The 19926-nt window shown below is 58.7% G+C and carries 20 protein-coding genes; 12 read left to right on the top strand and 8 right to left on the bottom strand.

What is annotated here, in order from left to right:
- Positions 1-111: 111 nt before the first annotated feature.
- Entirely contained in the window at positions 112-1062 is a 951-nt protein-coding gene (locus RA27_RS16555; protein ID WP_039541551.1) for an MBL fold metallo-hydrolase, read from the bottom strand.
- A 52-nt stretch (positions 1063-1114) separates the two neighbouring features.
- Here RA27_RS16555 and RA27_RS16550 point away from each other — a divergent pair, with 52 nt between their 5' ends.
- Positions 1115-1678 carry a DUF2585 domain-containing protein gene (locus RA27_RS16550; protein ID WP_039541549.1) on the top strand — a complete coding sequence of 188 codons (564 nt, stop codon included), beginning with the start codon at positions 1115-1117 and terminating at the stop codon, positions 1676-1678.
- A 20-nt stretch (positions 1679-1698) separates the two neighbouring features.
- Here RA27_RS16550 and fahA read toward each other — a convergent pair whose 3' ends face one another.
- Both fahA and RA27_RS16540 read right to left on the bottom strand, forming a co-directional pair.
- The gene (gene fahA / locus RA27_RS16545; RefSeq protein ID WP_039541546.1) at positions 1699-2958 is read right to left on the bottom strand and encodes a fumarylacetoacetase; all 1260 of its coding nucleotides are present in this window, start codon (positions 2956-2958) and stop codon (positions 1699-1701) included.
- A 26-nt stretch (positions 2959-2984) separates the two neighbouring features.
- Positions 2985-3608 carry a LysE family translocator gene (locus RA27_RS16540; protein WP_039541543.1) on the bottom strand — a complete coding sequence of 208 codons (624 nt, stop codon included), beginning with the start codon at positions 3606-3608 and terminating at the stop codon, positions 2985-2987.
- Positions 3609-3779: 171 nt separating this feature from the next.
- Here RA27_RS16540 and RA27_RS16535 point away from each other — a divergent pair, with 171 nt between their 5' ends.
- Entirely contained in the window at positions 3780-4232 is a 453-nt protein-coding gene (locus RA27_RS16535) for a MarR family transcriptional regulator (RefSeq protein ID WP_039541540.1), read from the top strand.
- A 62-nt stretch (positions 4233-4294) separates the two neighbouring features.
- Complete coding sequence (locus RA27_RS16530; protein WP_039541537.1) at positions 4295-5530, top strand: adenylate/guanylate cyclase domain-containing protein; 1236 nt, start codon at positions 4295-4297, stop codon at positions 5528-5530.
- Positions 5531-5558: 28 nt separating this feature from the next.
- On the opposite strand, the gene RA27_RS16525 is transcribed toward RA27_RS16530, so the two are convergent.
- Both RA27_RS16525 and RA27_RS16520 read right to left on the bottom strand, forming a co-directional pair.
- Complete coding sequence (locus RA27_RS16525; protein WP_039541534.1) at positions 5559-6353, bottom strand: class II glutamine amidotransferase; 795 nt, start codon at positions 6351-6353, stop codon at positions 5559-5561.
- Between the two features lie 203 nt (positions 6354-6556).
- Entirely contained in the window at positions 6557-7366 is an 810-nt protein-coding gene (locus tag RA27_RS16520; RefSeq protein WP_039541531.1) for a division plane positioning ATPase MipZ, read from the bottom strand.
- 218 nt (positions 7367-7584) lie between these two features.
- Here RA27_RS16520 and RA27_RS16515 point away from each other — a divergent pair, with 218 nt between their 5' ends.
- The 4 genes from RA27_RS16515 (at position 7585) to RA27_RS24745 (ending at position 11084) form a co-directional block, all read left to right on the top strand.
- Entirely contained in the window at positions 7585-8472 is an 888-nt protein-coding gene (locus tag RA27_RS16515) for an AEC family transporter (protein WP_039541528.1), read from the top strand.
- 143 nt (positions 8473-8615) lie between these two features.
- A complete protein-coding gene (locus RA27_RS16510; RefSeq protein ID WP_039541525.1) occupies positions 8616-10205 on the top strand; it encodes an MFS transporter in 1590 nt (529 codons plus the stop codon).
- Positions 10206-10584: 379 nt separating this feature from the next.
- On the top strand, positions 10585-10707 hold the full coding sequence (locus tag RA27_RS24905) for a hypothetical protein (RefSeq protein ID WP_255353536.1): 123 nt from the start codon (positions 10585-10587) through the stop codon (positions 10705-10707).
- A gap of 206 nt (positions 10708-10913) precedes the next feature.
- Positions 10914-11084 carry a DOPA 4,5-dioxygenase family protein gene (locus RA27_RS24745; protein WP_241484093.1) on the top strand — a complete coding sequence of 57 codons (171 nt, stop codon included), beginning with the start codon at positions 10914-10916 and terminating at the stop codon, positions 11082-11084.
- Between the two features lie 122 nt (positions 11085-11206).
- Here RA27_RS24745 and RA27_RS16500 read toward each other — a convergent pair whose 3' ends face one another.
- Positions 11207-12835, bottom strand: coding sequence for an acyl-CoA synthetase (locus RA27_RS16500; protein WP_039541522.1), 1629 nt, complete (start codon positions 12833-12835; stop codon positions 11207-11209).
- Between the two features lie 221 nt (positions 12836-13056).
- On the opposite strand from RA27_RS16500, the gene RA27_RS16495 reads away from it, so the two are divergent.
- Positions 13057-14448, top strand: a complete 1392-nt coding sequence (locus RA27_RS16495; protein ID WP_039541519.1) for an aminotransferase class III-fold pyridoxal phosphate-dependent enzyme — start codon at positions 13057-13059, stop codon at positions 14446-14448.
- A 189-nt stretch (positions 14449-14637) separates the two neighbouring features.
- Here the strand turns inward: RA27_RS16495 and RA27_RS16490 are convergent, their stop codons facing one another.
- Positions 14638-15018 (bottom strand): GFA family protein, encoded by a 381-nt coding sequence (locus tag RA27_RS16490; RefSeq protein ID WP_039541517.1) that lies wholly within the window; start codon positions 15016-15018, stop codon positions 14638-14640.
- Positions 15011-15580, bottom strand: coding sequence for a DUF2087 domain-containing protein (locus RA27_RS16485; RefSeq protein WP_039541825.1), 570 nt, complete (start codon positions 15578-15580; stop codon positions 15011-15013). The genes RA27_RS16490 and RA27_RS16485 overlap by 8 nt, the downstream gene beginning before the upstream one ends.
- A 962-nt stretch (positions 15581-16542) precedes the next feature.
- Between RA27_RS16485 and RA27_RS16480 the strand changes: the two genes are divergently transcribed.
- The 4 genes from RA27_RS16480 (at position 16543) to RA27_RS16465 (ending at position 19882) form a co-directional block, all read left to right on the top strand.
- Positions 16543-17361, top strand: a complete 819-nt coding sequence (locus tag RA27_RS16480) for a DUF2189 domain-containing protein (RefSeq protein ID WP_039541822.1) — start codon at positions 16543-16545, stop codon at positions 17359-17361.
- A 139-nt stretch (positions 17362-17500) separates the two neighbouring features.
- Entirely contained in the window at positions 17501-18316 is an 816-nt protein-coding gene (locus tag RA27_RS16475; protein WP_039541513.1) for an ABC transporter substrate-binding protein, read from the top strand.
- A gap of 1 nt (position 18317) precedes the next feature.
- Positions 18318-19151: an amino acid ABC transporter permease gene (locus tag RA27_RS16470; RefSeq protein WP_039541511.1), complete on the top strand. Its 834-nt coding sequence runs from the start codon at positions 18318-18320 to the stop codon at positions 19149-19151.
- Entirely contained in the window at positions 19151-19882 is a 732-nt protein-coding gene (locus RA27_RS16465) for an amino acid ABC transporter ATP-binding protein (protein ID WP_039541509.1), read from the top strand. Before RA27_RS16470 ends, RA27_RS16465 begins: the two co-directional genes overlap by 1 nt.
- Positions 19883-19926 lie beyond the last annotated feature (44 nt).

Here is a 19926-nt window from a genome sequence, read left to right as displayed (position 1 = left end):
ATCGGGCGCACCGCATCTGTTCTCCGGCACAGTTGCGCCGGAGGTCTCGCGTTAGAGTTTCACCGTCAAATCCGGGCCGCCACGATCTGGATCAAATTCGGCCCGGAAATCTTAGCCCTGCAGGGCCTCCCACATCTCCAGATCGCGCTGGGCGGTCCAGATACGGGGTGTGTCGATGCCGCGGGCCTCGTCATAGGCGCGGGCGACATTGAAGGGCAGGCAGTGTTCGTAGATCGCGTAGTCGGCGAATTTGGGGTCGCATTCGGCGCGAACCGCGTCCCATGCTTCTTTCAGGCTGCCACCGCGCGCCGCGACCTTGGCCGCCGGGCGATAGGTGCTTTCGACGAAATCGCGGGTGTTTTCGATGGCCGCATTGACCATGTCCTTACCGACCAATGCGTCGCCGCGTCCCGGAGCGATAGCGTCCACGTCAAACCACTTGATCTCATCCAGCGTATCTCCCCAGTCGCTGAAATGCCCGTCGCCGCAATAGCAGGCAGAGTGGTATTCAACGATATCACCGGTGAACATGACATTCTGATCGGGCACATGGATCACGATATCGCCTGCCGTATGGGCACGGCCCAGATGCATCAGGTCGATCCGGCGGTTGCCCAGATAAACCGTCATGGTGTCGCTGAATGTGGTGGTGGGCCATGTGAGGCCGGGGATGCTTTCATGCCCTTCGAATAGGCGGGGGAAGCGTTGGAATTCGCTGTCCCAATCCTCCTGACCCCGTTCAACAACCATGGCGCGAGCCATGTCCGACATCAGGATTTGCTGCGCGCCAAAAGCGCTGGCGCCCAGCACACGAACTGCGTGGTAATGCGTCAGCGCCACATGGGTGATCGGCTTGTCCGTGACCGAGCGCACGCATTCGATCACCTTGTTGGCCAGACGCGGGGTCGCCTGCGCCTCGACAATCATCACGCTGTCATCGCCGATGATCACGCCCGAGTTTGGATCGCCCTCGGCGGTGAAGGCATACAGCCCTTCGCCGACTTCGGTGAAGCTGATTTTCTTTTCCGACATGTCCCCCTGGGACGCAAATGCCTTGGCCATATCAGTGATTTCCCTTCTGGACAGCGACTGGCTTTGATGATGTTGTCGCCATATGTTTGGACGTCGATTTTTGCCTTATTGGGCAACCGCTTGTGTTGTCATCGCCTGTGCCATCATCCTGCTGTGGATGGGGCGCGAACCGATTTGCAAATGCGGTTATGTCAAGCTGTGGCATGGTGAAACCTTCAGTTCCGAAAGCTCGCAGCATCTGACGGACTGGTACACGCCCAGCCATATCATTCACGGCTTTCTGTTTTACGGCCTGCTTTGGCTGGTGGCGCGCCGCCTTGCCGTTGGCTGGCGGTTGTTCATCGCCACCCTGATCGAAGCCGCGTGGGAGATTTCCGAGAACACCAGCGCCGTAATCGAACACTATCGCGCGGTCACGATCTCGCTGGATTATTACGGCGACAGCGTCGTCAACTCGATGGCAGATATCGGCGCGATGATGCTGGGGTTCTGGCTGGCCCGCCGCCTGCCGATCTGGATGACGGTTGCCATTGCACTGGCGTTCGAGATCGCGACCACCGCACTGATCCGCGACGGGCTTACGCTGAACGTCCTGATGCTTCTCTACCCCATCGAGGCCGTAAAGGACTGGCAGAGCGCGCTCTGAATATGTGGGCCGAGACCGCATCAGTCTCTGGCAAACGGATCGTCGAGCGCGGGTAGAATCGTCCCCGTACATTCGCCGAAACCGACCGTGTAGCCGTCGCCTTTGGCTGCGCCTGTCAGGGTCAGCGTGTCGCCGTCCTCGATAAAGCTGCGGGCTTCTCCGGTGTCCAGCGTCAGGGGTTCTTTGCCACCCCAGCTCAGCTCCAGCAACGAGCCGCGTTCCGGCTTGGTCGGCCCCGAAATCGTGCCGGACCCCAGCAGATCGCCCGCGTTCATCGGGCAACCCGACGTCGAGTGATGCGCCAGCTGTTGCGCTGCGGAATAATACATCTCCCGGTAATTGGTCCGGGCAATGGTCGTGGCGGCGCTGCCTTCGGGTGCCATCGTCACGGTCAGATCGATGTCATACAGCATCGGGCCGCAATCCTTCAGGTGATCCAGCAGCGCGAACTCGCGATCCGGCGTGTCGCAGCGGAAGGGTTCGAGCGCGGCTTTGGTCACGATCCAGGGGCTGATCGAGGTCGCCGTGGCTTTCGCCTGAAACGGCCCCAGCGGTTGATATTCCCAGGCCTGAATGTCACGTGCCGACCAGTCGTTCAGCAGGACATAGCCAAAGATGTGGTCATCGGCTTCCTGCACCGTGATCGGCCCATCCGAGGGTGTGCCGACGATAGCGCCCATTTCAAGCTCGATGTCAAAGCGGCGGCTGGGCAGGAAAGCAGGCACGTCCTGATCGGGGGCTTTCAGTTGGCCCCAGGGACGGCGGATTTCTGTGCCCGAGACCACCACAGAAGACGCGCGTCCGTTATAACCGATGGGAATGTGCAGCCAGTTCGGCGGCAGAGCGTTTTCAGGCCCGCGGAACATGGTACCGACATTGAAGGCGTGGTTCCGACCCGCATAGAAATCGGTGTATTCACTGACGGCAAAAGGCATGTGCATCTCGGCCTCGTCCTGCGGGATCAGCAGAGCCTCGATCTTGTGCTGTTCGTCAGACCCTTCGGCCAGCAGGGCAGTCAGGCGATCCCGCAGGGCGGCCCAGACGGCGGGGCCTTCCTCCATCAGCGGGTTCCAGAACGGCAGGTCGAACAGTGGTTCGTCCGACAACGCGATCAGACCGTCGGCTTCGGCGGCGGTGACGTCAAAGATCATGTCACCGATGGCCACACCGCAGCGCGGTTCGGTGTTTTCGGTCGAGAACACGCCATATGGCAGGTTGTTCAGCGGAAACGGGTGGTCGGCGGAGTTGGCCGATGCGACCCAGGATTTCATCAAAGGCATCTTATATCCTTATGTCATTCGTACATTTACGAGGCGGTTCGGAGGGATTTCAGCCCCAGCAGCACCGCCGCCAAAATCATGAAACTGCCGCCGATCCTGTCCAGCCACAGCTTTGCCGGGCCCTGCAGGCGCCGTGCCAGCCAACTTGCGCTGCCGCCATATGCAGTCAGAAACAACCCGTCGATGGTCAGATAGGTTACCGACAGAATAGCGAATTGCGGCCAGAAGGGCAGCGTGCCGTCGATAAACAGCGGAAACAGCGCGGCAAAGAATACCACCGCCTTGGGGTTGGCGGCGGAGGTGATGAAACCCTGCATCCAGAGCACCTTGCGGCTGGCGCGTAGTGCGTTTTGGGCAGCGGCAACGCGCGCCTTCAGGATTTGTTTGACACCGAGAAACACCAGATAGGCAACGCCCAGCCATTTGAGCACGGCCAATGCAGCGCCCGAGGTCGCAATCAGTGCGGCGAGCCCCAGTCCGGCGGCCAGCATCTGCAGGAAATTGGCTGTCAGATCGCCAGCAGCCGTGAACATCCCGCGCCGCAGACCATTGGTTGCGGAGTTTGACAGCATCAGCAACTGGCTCGGCCCTGGCGTGCTCATCAGCAGCAGAACGGTCACCACATAGGTTATCCAGATATCAATGCTCATGTCTTCTCCGGTGTTCCTTCTACTTTCGCCCCGACAGTCGGTATTGCCATATCGTAGCGGGGTCCTGGTGGCTGCAAATGCTAACCAATGCTGCACCAGGCGGGGCGATTCATGACGGGGTCTTTCATCTTCTTACTTGCCGAATAATAGTTGATTTTGTAACTAACAAGAATGACCCAGAAAAATAATGACAAAAAAGATGAGTTTGATTTGCGAAATTTCCTGCCGTTCCTGCTGAATCAGGCGGCCGAGGAAAGTTCGCTTGAGTTCCAGCGCGTTTACAAGGACCGCTATGGAATGCTGCGCACCGAGTGGCGGGTGCTGTTTCACCTTGGAAATCATGGTGAGATGACCGCGCGTGACATCGTTGTGCGTGCCAAGATCCACAAAACCAAGGTCAGCCGCGCCGTGCGCCGGTTGCAGCAGCGTCGCTACCTGCAAAGGTTGCGGGACGAAAATGACCGGCGGGTCGAAAGGCTGTCGCTAACCACCGCCGGCCAGAAGGTCTATCGCGAGCTAAGCGGCATCGCCCGTGAGTATGACGGGAAGTTGGCGGCGCGCTTCACCACCGGTGAGGCCGCCTTGTTGCGCATGATGCTGCGACGTCTGGCGGGTATGGACTAGAGCACTGGTAATCCAGACCTCCCATCCCCAGATCAACAGCATAACGGACACAGGAACGTGAAATGACAACGCCGGATTCCCCATCGGCAAAATCCCATGATCTGATCGATTGGCTGGTTACCCGAGGCCTTGAAGGGGCCGACAAAGAAGAATTGCTGGACGGTTATTGCAATCGGCTGGTGGATCTCGGCGTCCCGCTGATGCGGTTCCACGCAGCGCAACCGGCTTTGCATCCCGTATACGGTGGAACCGGCTATAGCTGGTATCAGGGGCGAGGTGGCGATTTTCAAACCTTCGAATATACCGAGGACCCCAGCGAGGAGTGGACCAAAAGCCCGCTCTACGTCATTCTGAACGAGGACGTCGACGCGATCCGCGAACGGTTGGTCGATCAAAACGAACCAAGTCGTTTTCCCTTGCTGAATGACCTGCGGGAACATGGTGCGACGGATTATTTTGCCACCGGTGTAAGCTTTGATGTCCCAGCGCAACGCAACCCTTATGACACGAAAGAGGCCATTGATGGCGTTCTGATGTCTTGGGCCAGCAATGCCCCTGAAGGGTTCGGCGACGATGATCTGGAGGTAATCAATACGGCGCTGCCTCATTTGGGATTGGCGCTGAAATCGGCCTCGAACGCACGCGTGTCAAAGGATTTGATGCGCGTCTATCTGGGGCGTGATGCCGGGCAGCGGGTCTTGTCCGGTGAAATCCGCCGAGGATCTTTGCAGCAAATCGATGCCGTGATCTGGAACTTCGACCTCGAAGGCTTCACCAGCCTGTCGGAAGAGCTTCCGGGGGTTGAGGTGATCGACATGCTGAACGATTATCTAGCTGCGGTGGTGGACGTGGTCCATAAATGCGGCGGCAATATTCTGAAGTTCATGGGCGACGGGGTGATGGCAATGTTTGACGTTGGCGAGATCGATGCCGACGCCCGCGCCGCGCTGGCCGCCGCCACCTTGCTGCAAGAGCGTATGGCCGAGCTCAACGACCAGCGTGCATCGCGGGGTCAACCGGTATCGAACTATACGCTGGCGCTGCACGCGGGTGAGATTCTCTATGGCAACATAGGAGCAGAGAACCGTCTGGATTTCACCGTGATCGGACCGACCGTAAACCAGGCTGCGCGGATTGCGGGTATGCATCGCTCGCTGGGGCAACGGATATTGATTTCAGACAATGTGGCACAGGCCGCAGAACCCTGTGCTCAGGAACTGGTCTCGGTCGGGCGCTACATGCTGCGTGGCGTGGCTGAACCGAAAGAGCTGTTTACGGTCCACTCTCCGCCTGAATAGCACGCACAATCTGGCCGCCGTTTCCGGGTTAAGCAACATCGCAGCGGACCGAAACCTTGGGTTGGAACGCGTGAACGCGCACCTTGCTTCCATTGGTTTCGATCGCTGTATTTTCCGCGATCTCGATCCAGTTTCCGCAGTTTCCATCCAGCGGTTCTGACGACACAACGATCCCGTCCGCGCACTCGCGATAGTGAAGGCTTGGGGCAAATCGATCCGATGCGTATCTTGCCGCGAACAAGATTTCCCCATCTGACCAGCACGCCGCAAATCGCAGGTAGGGCAATGCTCCGCTTTGCCTCGAAAGCTCCTCGACGCGTTCGACTGACCTGAGCATTGCGCCAATCGGGTCGGTCTCCAGACCTTCGCCATGAGCGATCAGGAAAATAGCCTCACTCTCGGTGGCGCCCAGCCTGTGTTCATAGAGGTCGGCGGGTATCATGGCGTCCAACTGCTGTCGGATGCGATTGTGCCCACCAGCTTGCCCGTTATGCATAAAGCTCCACCGGCCATAGCCGAACGGGTGGCAATTGTTGCGTGAAGTCGCCGTACCCGTCGACGCGCGTACATGCGCAAGAAAGAGATTTGATCGGGTGTGATGCGCAAGCTGCCGCAAATTAGCGTCCGACCATGCCGGATTGGTATCTTTGTAGAAACAGGGATTTGCGCGGTCCGAATACCAGGCGAGGCCAAAGCCGTCGGCGTTTATAGGTGTTTTGCCGACAAGCGCGTTGCGGCTTTGTTCGACAAGAGACTGCTCTTGTTTGAATACCAACTCGTCCAGGTAACGGTTCTCACCAACCCACGCCAGAAATCGACACATCAACCTTTATCCAATTTGCACGAAGACCGGATATCAATAACATCGACGAAATGGGAAGAGTTACCCGAATTTCGAAGATTTCGGGGGATTTGCCTATCAGATGACAAAGTTCATGAGCTATGCGCGGGTCAAAACCACCGCTCTCACCGGTGGCACGTGAATCCAGGCTGTCAAATGCGTGGAAATTGCCTGTTCGTCAGACCTCAGAAATCGATCTCGACACCCGGCAAGCTCAACTCTTTCATCATGTCGCGCAATTCCTGACGTGCGGCGATGTTCGAGATGTTGAGTTGCTTGACGCCGATATCCTTGAGATCCAGCAGAGTCAGCCCGCGCGGGAAAAGCTCGCGGAAGATGACGCGTTCGGAAAAACCCGATGCGATGCGGAAGCCGATGCGTTGCGACAGCATCTCGATGGCGCGCTGCATTTTCTCCTTGTTGACCATGCGCTGCGTGCCGACCCGGTTGCGCACCACCACCCAGTCGATGGGTTTCAGCCCGGCCTGGGCCCGCAACTGGCGCGCGTTCCAGACCATCTCGGAATAGACCGACGGGCCAAGGATTTTTTCGCCCTTGGAATCGATCCGCGCCAGCAGGTCGAAATCGATAAAACTGTCGTTGAGCGGTGTGATCAAAGTATCGGCCAGCGAATGCGCCACCTGGCTGAGGCGGGTGTGCGAGCCGGGGCAGTCGATCAGGATGAAATCGCTGTCGCTTTCCAGCTCGGCCACGGCGGCAGAAAGGCGGTGATCATAGATGTTTTCACCGGGTTTCAGCGCGCTGGCGTCGATCTCGGGCAGGTCATGGTGGCGCGGGCTGGGCAGAGACAGGTCCGAGCCGTTCAGGAAATTCAGGCGGTTCTCGAAATACCGGCCGAGGCTGCGCTGCCGCAGGTCCAGATCCAGCGTGCTGACCTTGTGTCCCAGCCGCGCCAAAGCGGTGGCCACGTGCATCGACACGGTCGATTTGCCTGCGCCGCCCTTTTCATTCCCGACCACAATGATATGTGCCATGCCTGTATTCCCACGTCCCGCCGTGTTTGCCCACACGTTGTTGGCAGCCACTATATGTTGTGTGAGCCGGGAAGGGAAGAACCTCGGGGCGTCCTGAGGGGCATTATCGGGCTGCAATTTGGAAAAGCATGTGATGGGTAGGGTTTAGGGTAAATCCTTGCCAAAAAGACGCCCCTGTTTCACTGTCCGGATCGGGGTTTTGTGATCGAGGGCAGCCATTGGACCATCTTTTTTTGAACGTCCTGAACGTGGTTTTGCCCGTCCTGATCTGCGCCGGAATCGGTTATTGTCTGGCGTTGATCCGGGCCCCCTATGACAACAAGATCATCGGTGGGATCGTGTCGAGAGTCGGGTACCCGACGCTTATCGTCTCGCATCTGTCGAGCACCAAGATCGCGGTGAGCACCTTTCTTGACGTCATGATGGCTGCGGCCTTGGCGATTGCGGCTTTTGGCCTGTTGGGGTTTGTCGCGCTCAAGGCGCTGCGTTTGCCGGTGCGGGCGTTTCTGACGCCTCTGATGCACGGTAACGTCGGCAATATCGGCCTGCCCATCACTCTGCTGGCGCTGGGGGATGCGGGCATGGCCTATACGATGGGATTCGTGGTCGTCGTACTGATCAGCATCTTTACCATCGGCATGTGGATTCCGGCGGGGGAGTTCTCGCCAAGAAAGCTGGCGACATCGCCGATCCTTTACGCGGTTGCTCTGTCCTTGGTGCTGATGGCCACGGGTTACGGCCTGCCCAAACCAGTCGCCAAATCCTTCGACATCCTGGGTGGCCTCTCGATCCCGTTGATGCTGTTGACGCTGGGCCATACGCTTGCGACCCTCCGGATTAAAAGCCTCGGGCGTGCCGTTCTGCTGACCTTACTGCACTTGGGGATGGCAGTTGTCATAGCGGGTGTGCTGGTCTGGGCATTCGGGTTCACAGGGGCCGAGCGGGGCGCGATGATCCTGTGCTGCCTGATGCCGTCATCGGTGGCGACCTATCTGTTCATTGATCAGCATGTGCCAGAGTACGGGCCGGACGTGGCCGGGTTCATCCTGGTTTCGACTCTGACCACGATACTGGTTCTGCCGGTGGCGCTTTCGTACTGGATCTGAAAGATCTGGCCACCCCCGCTGGGCCTGCATTTCGGTAAATACTATACCTGTCAGCAAAAAAGCGTTTAATAATAAGCGCAACGCGGTGCAGCACATTGATTGCCTAAGGGGTCAACGCGCTTTTCCTGAGAAGGGGCAGGCAAATGCCAGCAGATGTCACTGAGGATAATCCCGCCACCGGAGGGGCGCGCCTGGTTCTGATGATGACCGCGCTTTGCATGGTGGTTGTTGGTTTCAATTCCACTGCGGTTGCGACGATCCTGCCTAACCTGAAGCTCGAATTCGATCTGTCACCGTCAAGCCTGCAGTGGGTGATGGCGATCTACACGGTTGTCAGCGCGACTCTGGTCAGCATCGTCAGCCGACTTGGCGATATCACCGGCAAGATGGGCGTCTTTTTTGCCGGGATGATCGTTTTCGCCTTTGGGTCCGCACTGGTTCTGTTTTCTCAGGACGCCGCCATGCTACTGATGGGCCGGGGCGCGCAGGGCGCCGGAGCAGCGGCCCTGTTCGGCACCTCACTGTCCCTGTTGACCGCCGCAACACCCGAGGAACAACGCGCCAGCGTGACCGGTGCCTGGGGCGCGGTCGTGGGGTTGGCGATCGGCGCCGGCCCGATCCTTGGCGGCGCCTTCGCGCACTACCTGAACTGGCGCGGCGTGTTCGCCACCGACCTGGCGCTGCTGATTGTCGCATTTGTGATCGGGTTGCGGGTGAGCAAACGGCGCTACGTCCCCGACACCCGCCTTGCGGGCGCAAAATTCGATTTCGCGGGGGCCGTTGCGCTGATCCTGTTGCTGGGTCCCTTGTCCTTTGCGCTCAGTAACGGTGAGAGCCGGGGGTGGGCCTCCGGATCGACCCTGATCCCCCTATGTGTTTCTGCCATCGCGATGATTGCGTTGATAATCACCTCGCGCCGCAGCGCGGACCCGCTGATCGAGCTGCGCTATTTCCGCCATCCCCGCTATTTCATGGCGGCGGCTGGCATGTTCATCACCGGTTTCGCGTTGTTCAGCTTTTTTGTCTATTTCAACGTCTTTGTGCAGTCACCGGATGCGTTCGGCTTGTCCGCCGTCGGGGCCGGGGTGGCGATCCTGCCGCTGAGCCTGAGCATGTTTGTCGTGTCCGTTGTCACGCCCCGTTTTCTGGCGCCCTACAGTTTCCGGTGGCCGGTCATCCTTGGGATGGGCTTCATGGCGTGTGGTTTCCTGCTGTTGACGACGACGACCAACACAACCGGGATGGCAGGCATCTGGTGGAAGTTGGTGATCATCGGCATCGGGCTCGGTATCGGTTTCTCGCTATTGCCGCGTCTCGGGTTGCGCCTGTTGCCGGAAGAGCATGTGGGGCAGGGCTCGGGCGTGGTCAACGCGTTCCTTTATTTCGGCGCGACGCTCGGGGCCGTTGGCGGAGGGCTTGCGGAGGCAGTCACCATCCGTCGCGGTCTGTCCGAAGTGATCGACGCATTGCCTGTCGGCTCGGCGCAACGCGTCGACCTTGCCCACGCGTTGACTCATGGTACCTCCAGCCAGGTGCAGCAACTCATCGCCGCGCTTGATCCCGAAACCGGCGCAACGCTTGCGAGCGCCCTGCGCGATCTGCAGGACAATGCCTTTGACAGCGCCATGCTCGTGGCCGCCATGGCCGCGTTTGTTGGCATGGTGTTGGCCGCCGTTATGCTAAGAGGACCCGTGCCCCCACCGCACAGTGCCGTTGATCTGACGAAGGACTAACGGATGGTCCATTTGTTTCCGTCGACCCATCCACCGTCTTCGGACGCCCCCTCTGAGTGAGCCTCGCGCCGGCTTGGGTCGGGATGATCGGCAGAAAAATAGGCGACGTCCTCATCATCACCAGAGCCTACCGAAACGGAACTTTGCGACTCTCTAGCCCAACAAAAGCATCCTGAACATACACTCGGGATCAATCCCGCGGAGGATGATCCTCGGGTACAAATTTCTCAATCGAGAACTCGTAAAACAGCGTGCCTTGCGCCATCCGTCCCAGTCCCGTCATCGCCAAACCCTTCACTCTGGAAATGGGTAAGACAGTGACTGACCAATCAATCAACGGACTTTTTAACCCTATCCGGGCTTTGCGGTCATTCACCGCATGTCTGCAAAACACACGGTCAAGCGGTTACGCAGCCTGAACGATCTGGATTTTGCCGCGCTACAAGAAAAAGAGCTTACGGAAGACGGACAGATCGAGCGGGTTGGGCAACCCAACATCTGAGATATCCGGCATGGACTTCCCGGCCAAGTCGAATGGCCGATCGAACTGAGAGAACACGGCGCAGATTGCGCCTGCTTCAATGACGTATTTCTGTAGAGACCTGAAATGCAGGACGTCGCCCAACAGGTCTGCAAGGAGGCCGCGCGCCTGTTTACTGTGGTCAGGATGGGCCCAATGTCGGCCCTCTCCCGCGTTGGAGTTGCCAGTTGGGGTTTCCCTCCGAGGTCTTCCATCAGGCCTTTCGCTGGATGATCCTGAACCGGCGGGGGTTGACGATTTTTACCCACCCCGAGATCGGTGATCATTTGACCGACCACCGGGATCGCGCCGTCTGGATGGGTGAAACGCTGGAGTTTGATCTGTCGATCTTCGACTGAAGACGATCGGACGTTCCGGTATCTGTTCAAGCCGAGCAAGATGGGGGCTCTGCCCCCGCCGCAGCAAGCTGCGACTTCCCCGAGGTATTTTCGAACAGAAGAAGAGGAGGCTTCGAATGAGGTTAAGCCAGCTCGCGTGCCTTGTCCCGTAGCAGGAATTTCTGGATTTTCCCGGTCGACGTTTTCGGCAGCGCCCCGAAAACAACCGTTTTGGGAGCCTTGAAATGAGCCATGTGATCGCGGCAGAAGGCGATGATATCGGCTTCGCTCGCCTGCGCCTGCGGTTTCAGTTCGATAAAGGCGCAGGGCGTTTCACCCCATTTGTCATCCGGGCGGGCGACCACCGCGGCCTCCATCACGGCGGGATGTTTGTAGAGCGTATCTTCGACCTCGACCGATGAGATATTCTCGCCGCCAGAGATGATGATATCCTTCGATCGGTCCTTCAACGCGATATAGCCATCCGGGTGCATCACGCCCAGATCACCTGAAGCAAACCACCCACCTTTGAAGGCTTTGTCCGTCGCCTCGGCGTTCTTGAGATAGCCCTTCATGACGATGTTGCCCTGCATGAAGATCTCGCCCATGGTTTCGCCGTCCGAGGGTACAGGCTCCATCGTTTCGGGATCGGCGACCATCAGGCCGGACAAGGCCACGTATTTCACACCCTGACGCACCTTCAGCGCGGCACGATCCTCGGCCGCTTTCTTGTTCCATTCATCTTTCCAGGCGCAGACGACGGACGGGCCGTAAGTTTCTGTCAGTCCATAAACATGGGTAACCTCGACGCCCATCCCTTCCATAGCCTCGATCACTTTGGCGGGCGGTGGGGCTCCGGCTGTCATCGCCTTGATCTCCTGCGTGAAATCTTTGAGGTGATCGGGTGCATTGGCCAGCATGTTCAGCACGATCGGCGCGCCGCAGAAATGGGTCACGCCCTCTTCGCGGAAGGCGCGATAGATGGGTTCGTCCCGTACCGCGCGCAGGCATACGGATGTGCCCGCATTGGCCGCCATCGTCCAGGGAAAGCACCAGCCGTTGCAGTGGAACATCGGCAGCGTCCACAGATAGACCGAATGCTGCGGCATTCCCCATGTCAGGATGTTCGACGTCGCGTTCAGCGCAGCGCCGCGATGGTGATAGACCACGCCCTTGGGGTTGCCTGTGGTGCCCGACGTATAGTTCAGCGTGATCGCATCCCATTCGTCTGCGGGCAGAGACCAGTCGAATTCCGGATCACCCTCGGCCAGCAGACCCTCATAGGTCAGATCACCCAACCGGTCGCCGCCGTCAAAACTGGAATCCTCAATGTCGATAACCAGCAAATCATGGTCCACCTGCCCTAGCGCCTGCTTCACGGCGCCCGAGAATTCGGGATCGACCAGCAGCACCTTCGCCTCGGCATGGTTCAGAATGAAAGCGATGATCGGCGCATCCAGCCGGGTGTTGATCGCGTTCAGCACCGCACCCGCCATGGGCACACCAAAATGCGCCTCATAAAGCTCGGGAATATTGGCCGCGATGATTGAGACCGTATCGCCGACCCCTACCCCGCGCGCTGCCAGCGCACCGGCCAGTCGCCGGCTGCGCGCATAGGTTTCAGCCCAGTTATACCGGCGCTCGCCATACACCACGGATGGATAATCCGGATACACCGCCGCGGTCCGCTCAAGATAGCTGAGCGGAGACAGAGGCGTGAAATTCGCAGGGGTTTTGTCCAGATGTTGCTGGTAAATCGGTGTGGCTGTCATCCGGCGATCCTCCCAAACTCGACAGATTGGCGTATTGAGCACAAAGTTTACGCCAGAACAAACCCGTATTAATACGCGATTCTGGTACACTGGAGATATTCTATGGGCTAATCTGGCCCTACTTCACGCGCACCATTCGCGTTGATCTGCAGTATCACGTCACTTTGCGCCCGCCGGGACCTACTGATTCCCCGCGCGCCCCATTTTTGAAAGGACATGTCATGGACGGCACGTTCAACGAAAACGATCTTTCCCGCGTCGTCGAAGCCGACCGCGCCCACATCTGGCATCACCTGATCCAGCACAAGCCGTTTGAGACCAATGACCCCCGTATCATTGTCGAAGGCAAGGGGATGCGTGTCTGGGACCAGAAGGGCAAAGAGCATCTTGATGCTGTCTCTGGCGGGGTCTGGACGGTGAACGTGGGCTATGGTCGCGAATCCATCTGTAAGGCGGTTTATGACCAGCTGATGAAGCTGTGCTATTTCGCCAACACCGCAGGCTCGATCCCCGGTTCGAATTTCGCGGAAATGCTGATCGACAAGATGCCGGGCATGAGCCGTGTGTACTACACCAACTCGGGCTCTGAGGCGAACGAGAAGGCGTTCAAGATGATCCGCCAGATCGCGCATAAGAAATACGGCGGCAAGAAAACCAAGATTCTGTACCGTGACCGCGACTACCACGGCTCGACCCTGGCGACCATGTCGGCAGGCGGTCAGGACGAGCGTACCGCGCAGTACGGACCCTTTGCGCCTGATTTCGTGCGCGTTCCGCACTGCATGGAATACCGCAAGCACGAGCTGGACGGTGCACCGGTCGAAAACTTTGGCGAATGGGCCGCAGATCAGATCGAAGAGGTCATCCTGCGCGAAGGCCCCGATACCGTTGGCGCCCTGTGCCTTGAGCCGGTAACCGCAGGCGGTGGCGTCATCGAAGCGCCTGAAGGCTATTGGCCTCGCGTGCAGGAAATCTGCAAGAAATACGACGTGCTGCTACACATCGACGAGGTTGTCTGCGGCGTTGGCCGTACCGGCACCTGGTTCGGCTATCAGCAATACGGCATCAAGCCTGACTTCGTGACCATGGCCAAAGGCGTTGCCTCGGGCTATGCGGCGATTGCCTGCATGGTAACCACCGAAGAAGTCTTTGACATGTTCAAGGACGACGCGTCGGACCCGATGAGCTATTTCCGCGATATCTCGACCTTTGGCGGCTGCACCGCCGGTCCGGCAGCGGCGGTTGAGAACATGCGCATCATTCAGGACGAAAACCTGCTGCAGAACTGCGTCGACATGGGTGATCGTATGATGGGCAACCTGCAGGCGTTGATGGAAAAGCACAAAGTCATCGGCGACGTGCGCGGCAAGGGCCTGTTCCTCGGCGCTGAGCTGGTAACCGATCGGACCACCAAGGACCCGATGGACGAGAAGCGCGTTCAGGCCGTTGTTGCGGATTGTATGGCGCAGGGCGTCATCATCGGTGCCACCAATCGCTCGATCCCCAGCCGCAACAACACGCTGTGCTTCTCGCCGGCACTGATCGCGACGGCGGATGATATCGACCAGATCACTGACGCGGTCGATGGCGCTTTGGGCCGGGTGTTCGGATAGCCGCAACACACACAGATAAGACTTGACCGAAACCCGCCGGATTCCGGCGGGTTTCTTCATTTATGCGGACGAGTGTCCAACGCAACTGCCGATGCTGCGGAGTTCAATGCGTCCCGATTGGCTGCTCTGAGCCCAACCTACCAAGTTGATGCATCGTAGCGAACGTCCGCAATGGCGCGAGCGTTGACCCTACCGCTCGTTCTGTGGAAGCCCATCGTCGATTGAGTAGTAGTCGCCTTTTTCGGCCACAAAGATGTGCATCGACAGGCTGGTGTCGGTTGAGTAATCGAACACGCCCATGGCGACAGCAGTCCAATCGTGGTGGGTGGGGTCCCAGAACAGTGTTGATCCGCATCTAGAACAGAAACCCCGCCTTACCTTCTCTGAGGAGCGATACCAGCGAATGTGTTCTTTCCCTTCCACGGACAACGCTGAACGCGGCACATCAACCGAAGCTCCGAAGTGACCGCTTTGTTTGCGGCAGGCGATACAATGGCAGGCATTGGGTTGAGTGAGGTCGCCCAGAACGGTTATTTGGACGGCTTTACACAGGCATGACCCCTTATGCATCTTGAGTCTCCCCATCGCTTTCGGACCGCACCCGCCGCCGTGCATGAAGGTCGCGAATGACTGCCTTTGCCTCTGCCGGTGGCTTCTGCTCCACCCGGCGATAGTCGGACCCGTCCCGATTTCTGGTCATCATCCCGCAAGAGATCATCGTCCGCCGCAGGGTTGCCGCATCCTTGAATGTGTGTTCGGCGGCCAGATGCATGTTCACGGCCTTTTCGCTGAGCGCTTTTTCTGCGGGGAACGTCGCCCAAAGCGCCCAAAGCGCCAATGTCTGAACATTTCTTCGTGAGGGCCATTGCCGCAATCGCCCGCGCGCATCGAACTGGTTCAACGTGCGTTCCACGGAGCGTGCGTCGGGAAAGAGCGCATCCTCTCGGTTGTCCATGCGGTTACGGGCGGCGGTCGCGGCTCGCATGTGCTGCAGATTCTGGAACCCTGCGGCCCGGGCGATCATGTTCAGCAGCGCAAGATGGGAGGGGCTGGAATCTCCGAGCTGCTTTGAAAGCGCACGGGCGAAAACAGTCACGTCATCGACGTGGAGCGGTACTGGTTTTTTTGGCATCATACATCCAACTCAGGCGTTATAATGCTTCGTCGGTCGCTGGCTTAACGAAAAAACGGCTTGGTGAATGCGATGTCGTTTTCGATATGTTGGCAGGTTTAGCACTCCGATTGGAGCAGCGACGCCTCGGTGTCTGCCGACCGTGATGCCTAAATACACAGGAGCTTGGTCTGTTGCAACTGAACCAGACATTTGAAGCAGGTACTCCAACGTCAGCTCAGTCCCGCTCTGCCGACATTGGAGGGTGAATACCAAATCTCAAGCATCTCGCCTGTTGCGCGGCAGGAATGGGGTCATGCCAAAATTTGATCACTGACTTTGTGCAAACAGGAACGGCTACGCGCGGACCATCGGGGCCCGTGTTATTGCGGTGCTGCGGTACGGACAGATCATCGGATACGGTCGAAACCACTTTTGCAATCCGGCATCCAAGCTGTGTAAGCACCTTTTCCAGGCAGGCAGGTGCAGGTCTCAACCAGCCCATCATCTGGTCCAAACAGCGCAACGGAGCAGGTCCTCCTTTACGCGTCGGCCGGATACACACGGGCCATTCCTCCGCAACGGTGACAAACCGCGAAACCCGAGTGCTTACCTTGCCATGCTGGAGGCTCCTCCGGCTAGAAGCCTCCGGCATCGCAGCATTCAACCGCAGTGCCGCCCGACTTGCTGCTCTCGCAAATTCTACCGCCCATGAGGAACGCTCAGGCTCGTCGGGGACTTCGATCACCTTCAACTCATCAAGGGCAATTTTCCGCATCCTGCGAGCAATGCTCCAAACGCACTTCTGCCCCCTTCATCAGACAAACCTTACCAAAAACCGTCCCTGCGGAGCTGGCCGCCACACGCCCCCTTGTTCTCATCTTCCACCTGCTGCAAACTCCTGTGCGGAGGCGTGTCTTTTTCACCGCTCGGTCCGTTGGCAAATGGACCAGCGCGGTGCCATGCTTTGGGAGGAGCGTGTCATGGCATCAAAGACCGCAGGGTCCACGCCACCGGACGATCTGACGCCGCAGCAACAGCAGATACCCGAGATTCGCAAGGTGACCGCAGCGGACATCACCGCATCGCTGAAGGCCGGGTTTTCCGACTTTCTTGCCCGCCCCATACTGAGCGGCTTCTTCGGCCTGTTCTATGCGGTTTTCGGAATCCTGCTGGTTTGGTGTCTGGTCTGGCTGGGCAAGATCTGGATGATCATTCCTGCCGTCGTAGGCTTTCCGCTAGTCGCACCTTTCGCCGCCGCCGGGCTTTATGAAATGTCCCGCCGTTTGCAGAAGCGCGAACCTTTCGGCTGGTCTGAAATCCTCGTCGTAATGGCAAATCAGCGCAAGCGCGAGATGGGCTGGATGGCCTTTGTCACCCTGTTCGTTTTCTGGGTTTGGGTTTACCAGATTCGGCTTTGGTTGGCGATTATCCTGCAGAACGCGTCTTTCTCGGATTTTGACGGCTTTGTGGACACCGTATTCTTCACTCCGCAGGGTTGGACCTTCCTTGCGGTTGGCACTTGCGTAGGCGCATTTCTGTCGGCTGTCCTGTTCTCGGTGACCGTCATTGCCATGCCCATGTTGCTCGACCGGGAAACCAATTTCGTTTCCGCCATGTTGACCTCTATTCGCGTCGTCACGGAGAGCCCTGTGGTCATGCTTGGCTGGGCGGCGATCATCTCGATCACCATGCTGTTGTCGCTGGTTCCGGCATTTCTTGGCCTGATCTTCACCCTGCCGATCCTTGGGCATACCACATGGCATCTCTATCAGCGGGCCGTGCCGCCAGCCGAGGGGTGATCGATCCAGTCGGGCTTTCGCTCGTTGAACGGCGTGAAAGTCGAAACTACCCGACGCTCGACAATCCAGCATCCGCTGGACAGGCTTGACCGGCAGAACTACCGTAGCGGCAAATGATCCAACAGGAGGTTCCTACCAGATGCCCAGGGCGTTCTCGATCGCGGCAGCTTCGTTTCTGTTACTCTCAACAGCGGCCTTTGCGCAGGAGCAGTGCGCTGCTGGCAAGACGCTGACAGATGGCAAGTTCACCATCGCAACCGGCAATCCGGCCTACTATCCTTGGGTGGTCGATGATGCGCCCGAAAGCGGCGAAGGGTTCGAGGCCGCCGTGGCCTATGCCGTCGCCGAGGAGATGGGGTTTGGGGCCGACGATGTGGTATGGGTCCGGTCCTCGTTCGATGAGGCCATCCAGCCCGGCGCCAAGGAATTCGACGTCAACATTCAACAATACTCGATCACGCCTGAGCGGGATCAGGTGGTTGATTTTTCGACGCCTTATTACACTGCCCCGATGGCGGTTCTGGTCAGTGCGAATGCGGCGGATACCGCTCCGACGATTGATGCGCTGAAAGGCCTGGCATGGGGTGTCATGGGATCGACCACAGCTGTGCCCAAACTGGCCAGCACGATCCAGCCGGACAATGATCCGCTGATTTACGGCGACAATGCGGACGTCAATGCGGCCATGACGGCCAACCAGATCGACGCGGCCCTGTTCGACCTGCCCACCGCCCTGTTCCTGAGCGCGGTGATGATCGAAGGCTCAAAGGTCATCGGCCAGTTCCCGGCAGATGAAGGCGACAACCCCGATCATTTCGGGATGCTGATGGAAGAAGGAAATCCGCTGAAAACCTGCGTGGACGAGGCGCTAGCCACGTTGGCCGAGAACGGCAAACTGGCCGAGATCGAAGCCAAATGGCTGCAGGACGCCACCGGTGTTCCTCTGATCAAGTAACATGACAGATCACAAGGCGTCAGGGATGACCCGCCGCGAACGCTATGAGGCGCACCAACGGCGTAGGTCGTTGGTGATCGCTTCGGTCAGTTCGGTCACCGTTGTGGCCGCGCTCTACTTTCTGGTGCCGCTGACGCCGGGCTGGTCGAAGGTTCAGCAAAGCTTTTTTAACGGCGACACACTGGTCAAAACCTTCCCAAAACTGCTTGAGGCGTTTCGGATCAACGTGATGATCTTTTTGTGGTCTGCCCCCGCCATCGCGGTGCTTGGCCTGCTGATCGCATTGGCGCGGGATGCCAAATCACCTGCCCTGTTTCCGCTGCGCATCTTTGGCGCAGCGTTCACCGACATTTTCCGCGGCGTACCAGTGATCTTGACGGTCTATCTGATCGGCTTCGGCATTCCAGGGCTGGGCCTGCCCCGCCCTTGGAACTCACCCTATATCTGGGGCTCGCTGGCGCTGATCTTGACCTATTCGGCCTATGTGGCCGAAATCTTCCGCTCAGGCATCGACAGCGTCCACCACAGCCAACGCGCCGCCGCCTTGTCGCTGGGACTGTCGGAACGGCAGGTGATGCGCGATGTGGTGTTGCCGCAGGCCATCCGCAACGTGGTGCCGTCGCAGATGAACATGCTGATCGCGCTGCAAAAGGACGTCTCGCTGCTCAGCTTCATCGGTCCGGTTGAAATCTTCCGTCAGGCGGGGGTGTTCAAATCGCTGTTGGCAAATTTCACGCCCTATGTGGGCGCGGCAATCATCTTCCTGATCGTCACCATCCCCGCCACACGCTACGCCGATCACCTGATGGCCCGCCAAATGCGAGAGAGGCGCTGATGCCCAAACTGGAACTTCAGGGCGTAGTGAAACGCTTTGGCGACCGCACGGTCTGTGACGGGATCAATCTGACTGTTGATGAGGGTCAGATGGTCTGCCTGATCGGCGCTTCGGGCTCAGGCAAATCCACCCTGCTGCGTTGCATCAACCTGCTGGAACCCATCGAAGATGGCGCGATCTTTTTGGACGGCGAGGATATCTCGATCCCCGGCCTGAATCCGCAATCGGTGCGCGCCCGCATCGGGATCGTGTTCCAGAGCTTCAACCTGTTTCCGCATATGACCGCGCTTGAGAATGTCATGCTCGCCCCCCGCCGGGTGCGCGGACTGACGCGCACCGAATTGCAGCCCGAGGTCGAGGCGCTGTTTGCCCGGTTCGGGCTGGCCGACCGGATGCACAACTATCCCGACCAATTGTCGGGCGGGCAGCAGCAGCGCGTCGCCATCGTGCGCGCCTTGGCCATGCAGCCCGAGGTCATGCTGTTTGATGAAATCACCTCGGCCCTCGATCCCCAACTGGTGGGCGAGGTGCTGGATGTTCTGCTGATGCTGAAGAAACAGGGCATGACGATGGTGATGGCCACGCATGAAATGGGCTTTGCCCGCGAGGCCGCCGACAAGATCTGTTTCCTCGACAGCGGACGGATCATTGAAGAAGGCCCGCCCGAAGCGGTGTTCGACCACCCCTCGCACCAGACCACGCAGGCCTTTCTGGCGCGGGCGTTGAAGTAAGCGCCCGGGCTCTGAAACCCTGACGATCCGGCCCTCAAGGACTC

This window comes from Ruegeria sp. ANG-R (assembly GCF_000813985.1).
Classification (GTDB): Bacteria; Pseudomonadota; Alphaproteobacteria; order Rhodobacterales; family Rhodobacteraceae; genus Ruegeria.
The sequence above is the reverse complement of the archived record's forward strand: the minus strand, read 5'-3'. Positions and strand labels throughout refer to the sequence as shown.

Excerpts from the sequence above, each read along its gene's own strand:
- RA27_RS24905 (WP_255353536.1), top strand. The coding sequence starts at position 10,585 with ATGTCTGCAAAACACACGGTCAAGCGGTTACGCAGCCTGAACGATCTG.
- RA27_RS16470 (WP_039541511.1), top strand. The coding sequence starts at position 18,318 with ATGACAGATCACAAGGCGTCAGGGATGACCCGCCGCGAACGCTATGAG.
- RA27_RS16495 (WP_039541519.1), top strand. The coding sequence starts at position 13,057 with ATGGACGGCACGTTCAACGAAAACGATCTTTCCCGCGTCGTCGAAGCC.
- RA27_RS16555 (WP_039541551.1), bottom strand. The coding sequence starts at position 1,062 with ATGGCCAAGGCATTTGCGTCCCAGGGGGACATGTCGGAAAAGAAAATC.
- fahA (WP_039541546.1), bottom strand. The coding sequence starts at position 2,958 with ATGCCTTTGATGAAATCCTGGGTCGCATCGGCCAACTCCGCCGACCAC.
- RA27_RS16490 (WP_039541517.1), bottom strand. The coding sequence starts at position 15,018 with ATGCATAAGGGGTCATGCCTGTGTAAAGCCGTCCAAATAACCGTTCTG.
- RA27_RS16520 (WP_039541531.1), bottom strand. The coding sequence starts at position 7,366 with ATGGCACATATCATTGTGGTCGGGAATGAAAAGGGCGGCGCAGGCAAA.
- RA27_RS16525 (WP_039541534.1), bottom strand. The coding sequence starts at position 6,353 with ATGTGTCGATTTCTGGCGTGGGTTGGTGAGAACCGTTACCTGGACGAG.
- RA27_RS16465 (WP_039541509.1), top strand. The coding sequence starts at position 19,151 with ATGCCCAAACTGGAACTTCAGGGCGTAGTGAAACGCTTTGGCGACCGC.
- RA27_RS16530 (WP_039541537.1), top strand. The coding sequence starts at position 4,295 with ATGACAACGCCGGATTCCCCATCGGCAAAATCCCATGATCTGATCGAT.
- RA27_RS16475 (WP_039541513.1), top strand. The coding sequence starts at position 17,501 with ATGCCCAGGGCGTTCTCGATCGCGGCAGCTTCGTTTCTGTTACTCTCA.
- RA27_RS16500 (WP_039541522.1), bottom strand. The coding sequence starts at position 12,835 with ATGACAGCCACACCGATTTACCAGCAACATCTGGACAAAACCCCTGCG.
- RA27_RS16550 (WP_039541549.1), top strand. The coding sequence starts at position 1,115 with ATGTTTGGACGTCGATTTTTGCCTTATTGGGCAACCGCTTGTGTTGTC.
- RA27_RS16510 (WP_039541525.1), top strand. The coding sequence starts at position 8,616 with ATGCCAGCAGATGTCACTGAGGATAATCCCGCCACCGGAGGGGCGCGC.
- RA27_RS16485 (WP_039541825.1), bottom strand. The coding sequence starts at position 15,580 with ATGCCAAAAAAACCAGTACCGCTCCACGTCGATGACGTGACTGTTTTC.
- RA27_RS16540 (WP_039541543.1), bottom strand. The coding sequence starts at position 3,608 with ATGAGCATTGATATCTGGATAACCTATGTGGTGACCGTTCTGCTGCTG.
- RA27_RS16480 (WP_039541822.1), top strand. The coding sequence starts at position 16,543 with ATGGCATCAAAGACCGCAGGGTCCACGCCACCGGACGATCTGACGCCG.
- RA27_RS16535 (WP_039541540.1), top strand. The coding sequence starts at position 3,780 with ATGACCCAGAAAAATAATGACAAAAAAGATGAGTTTGATTTGCGAAAT.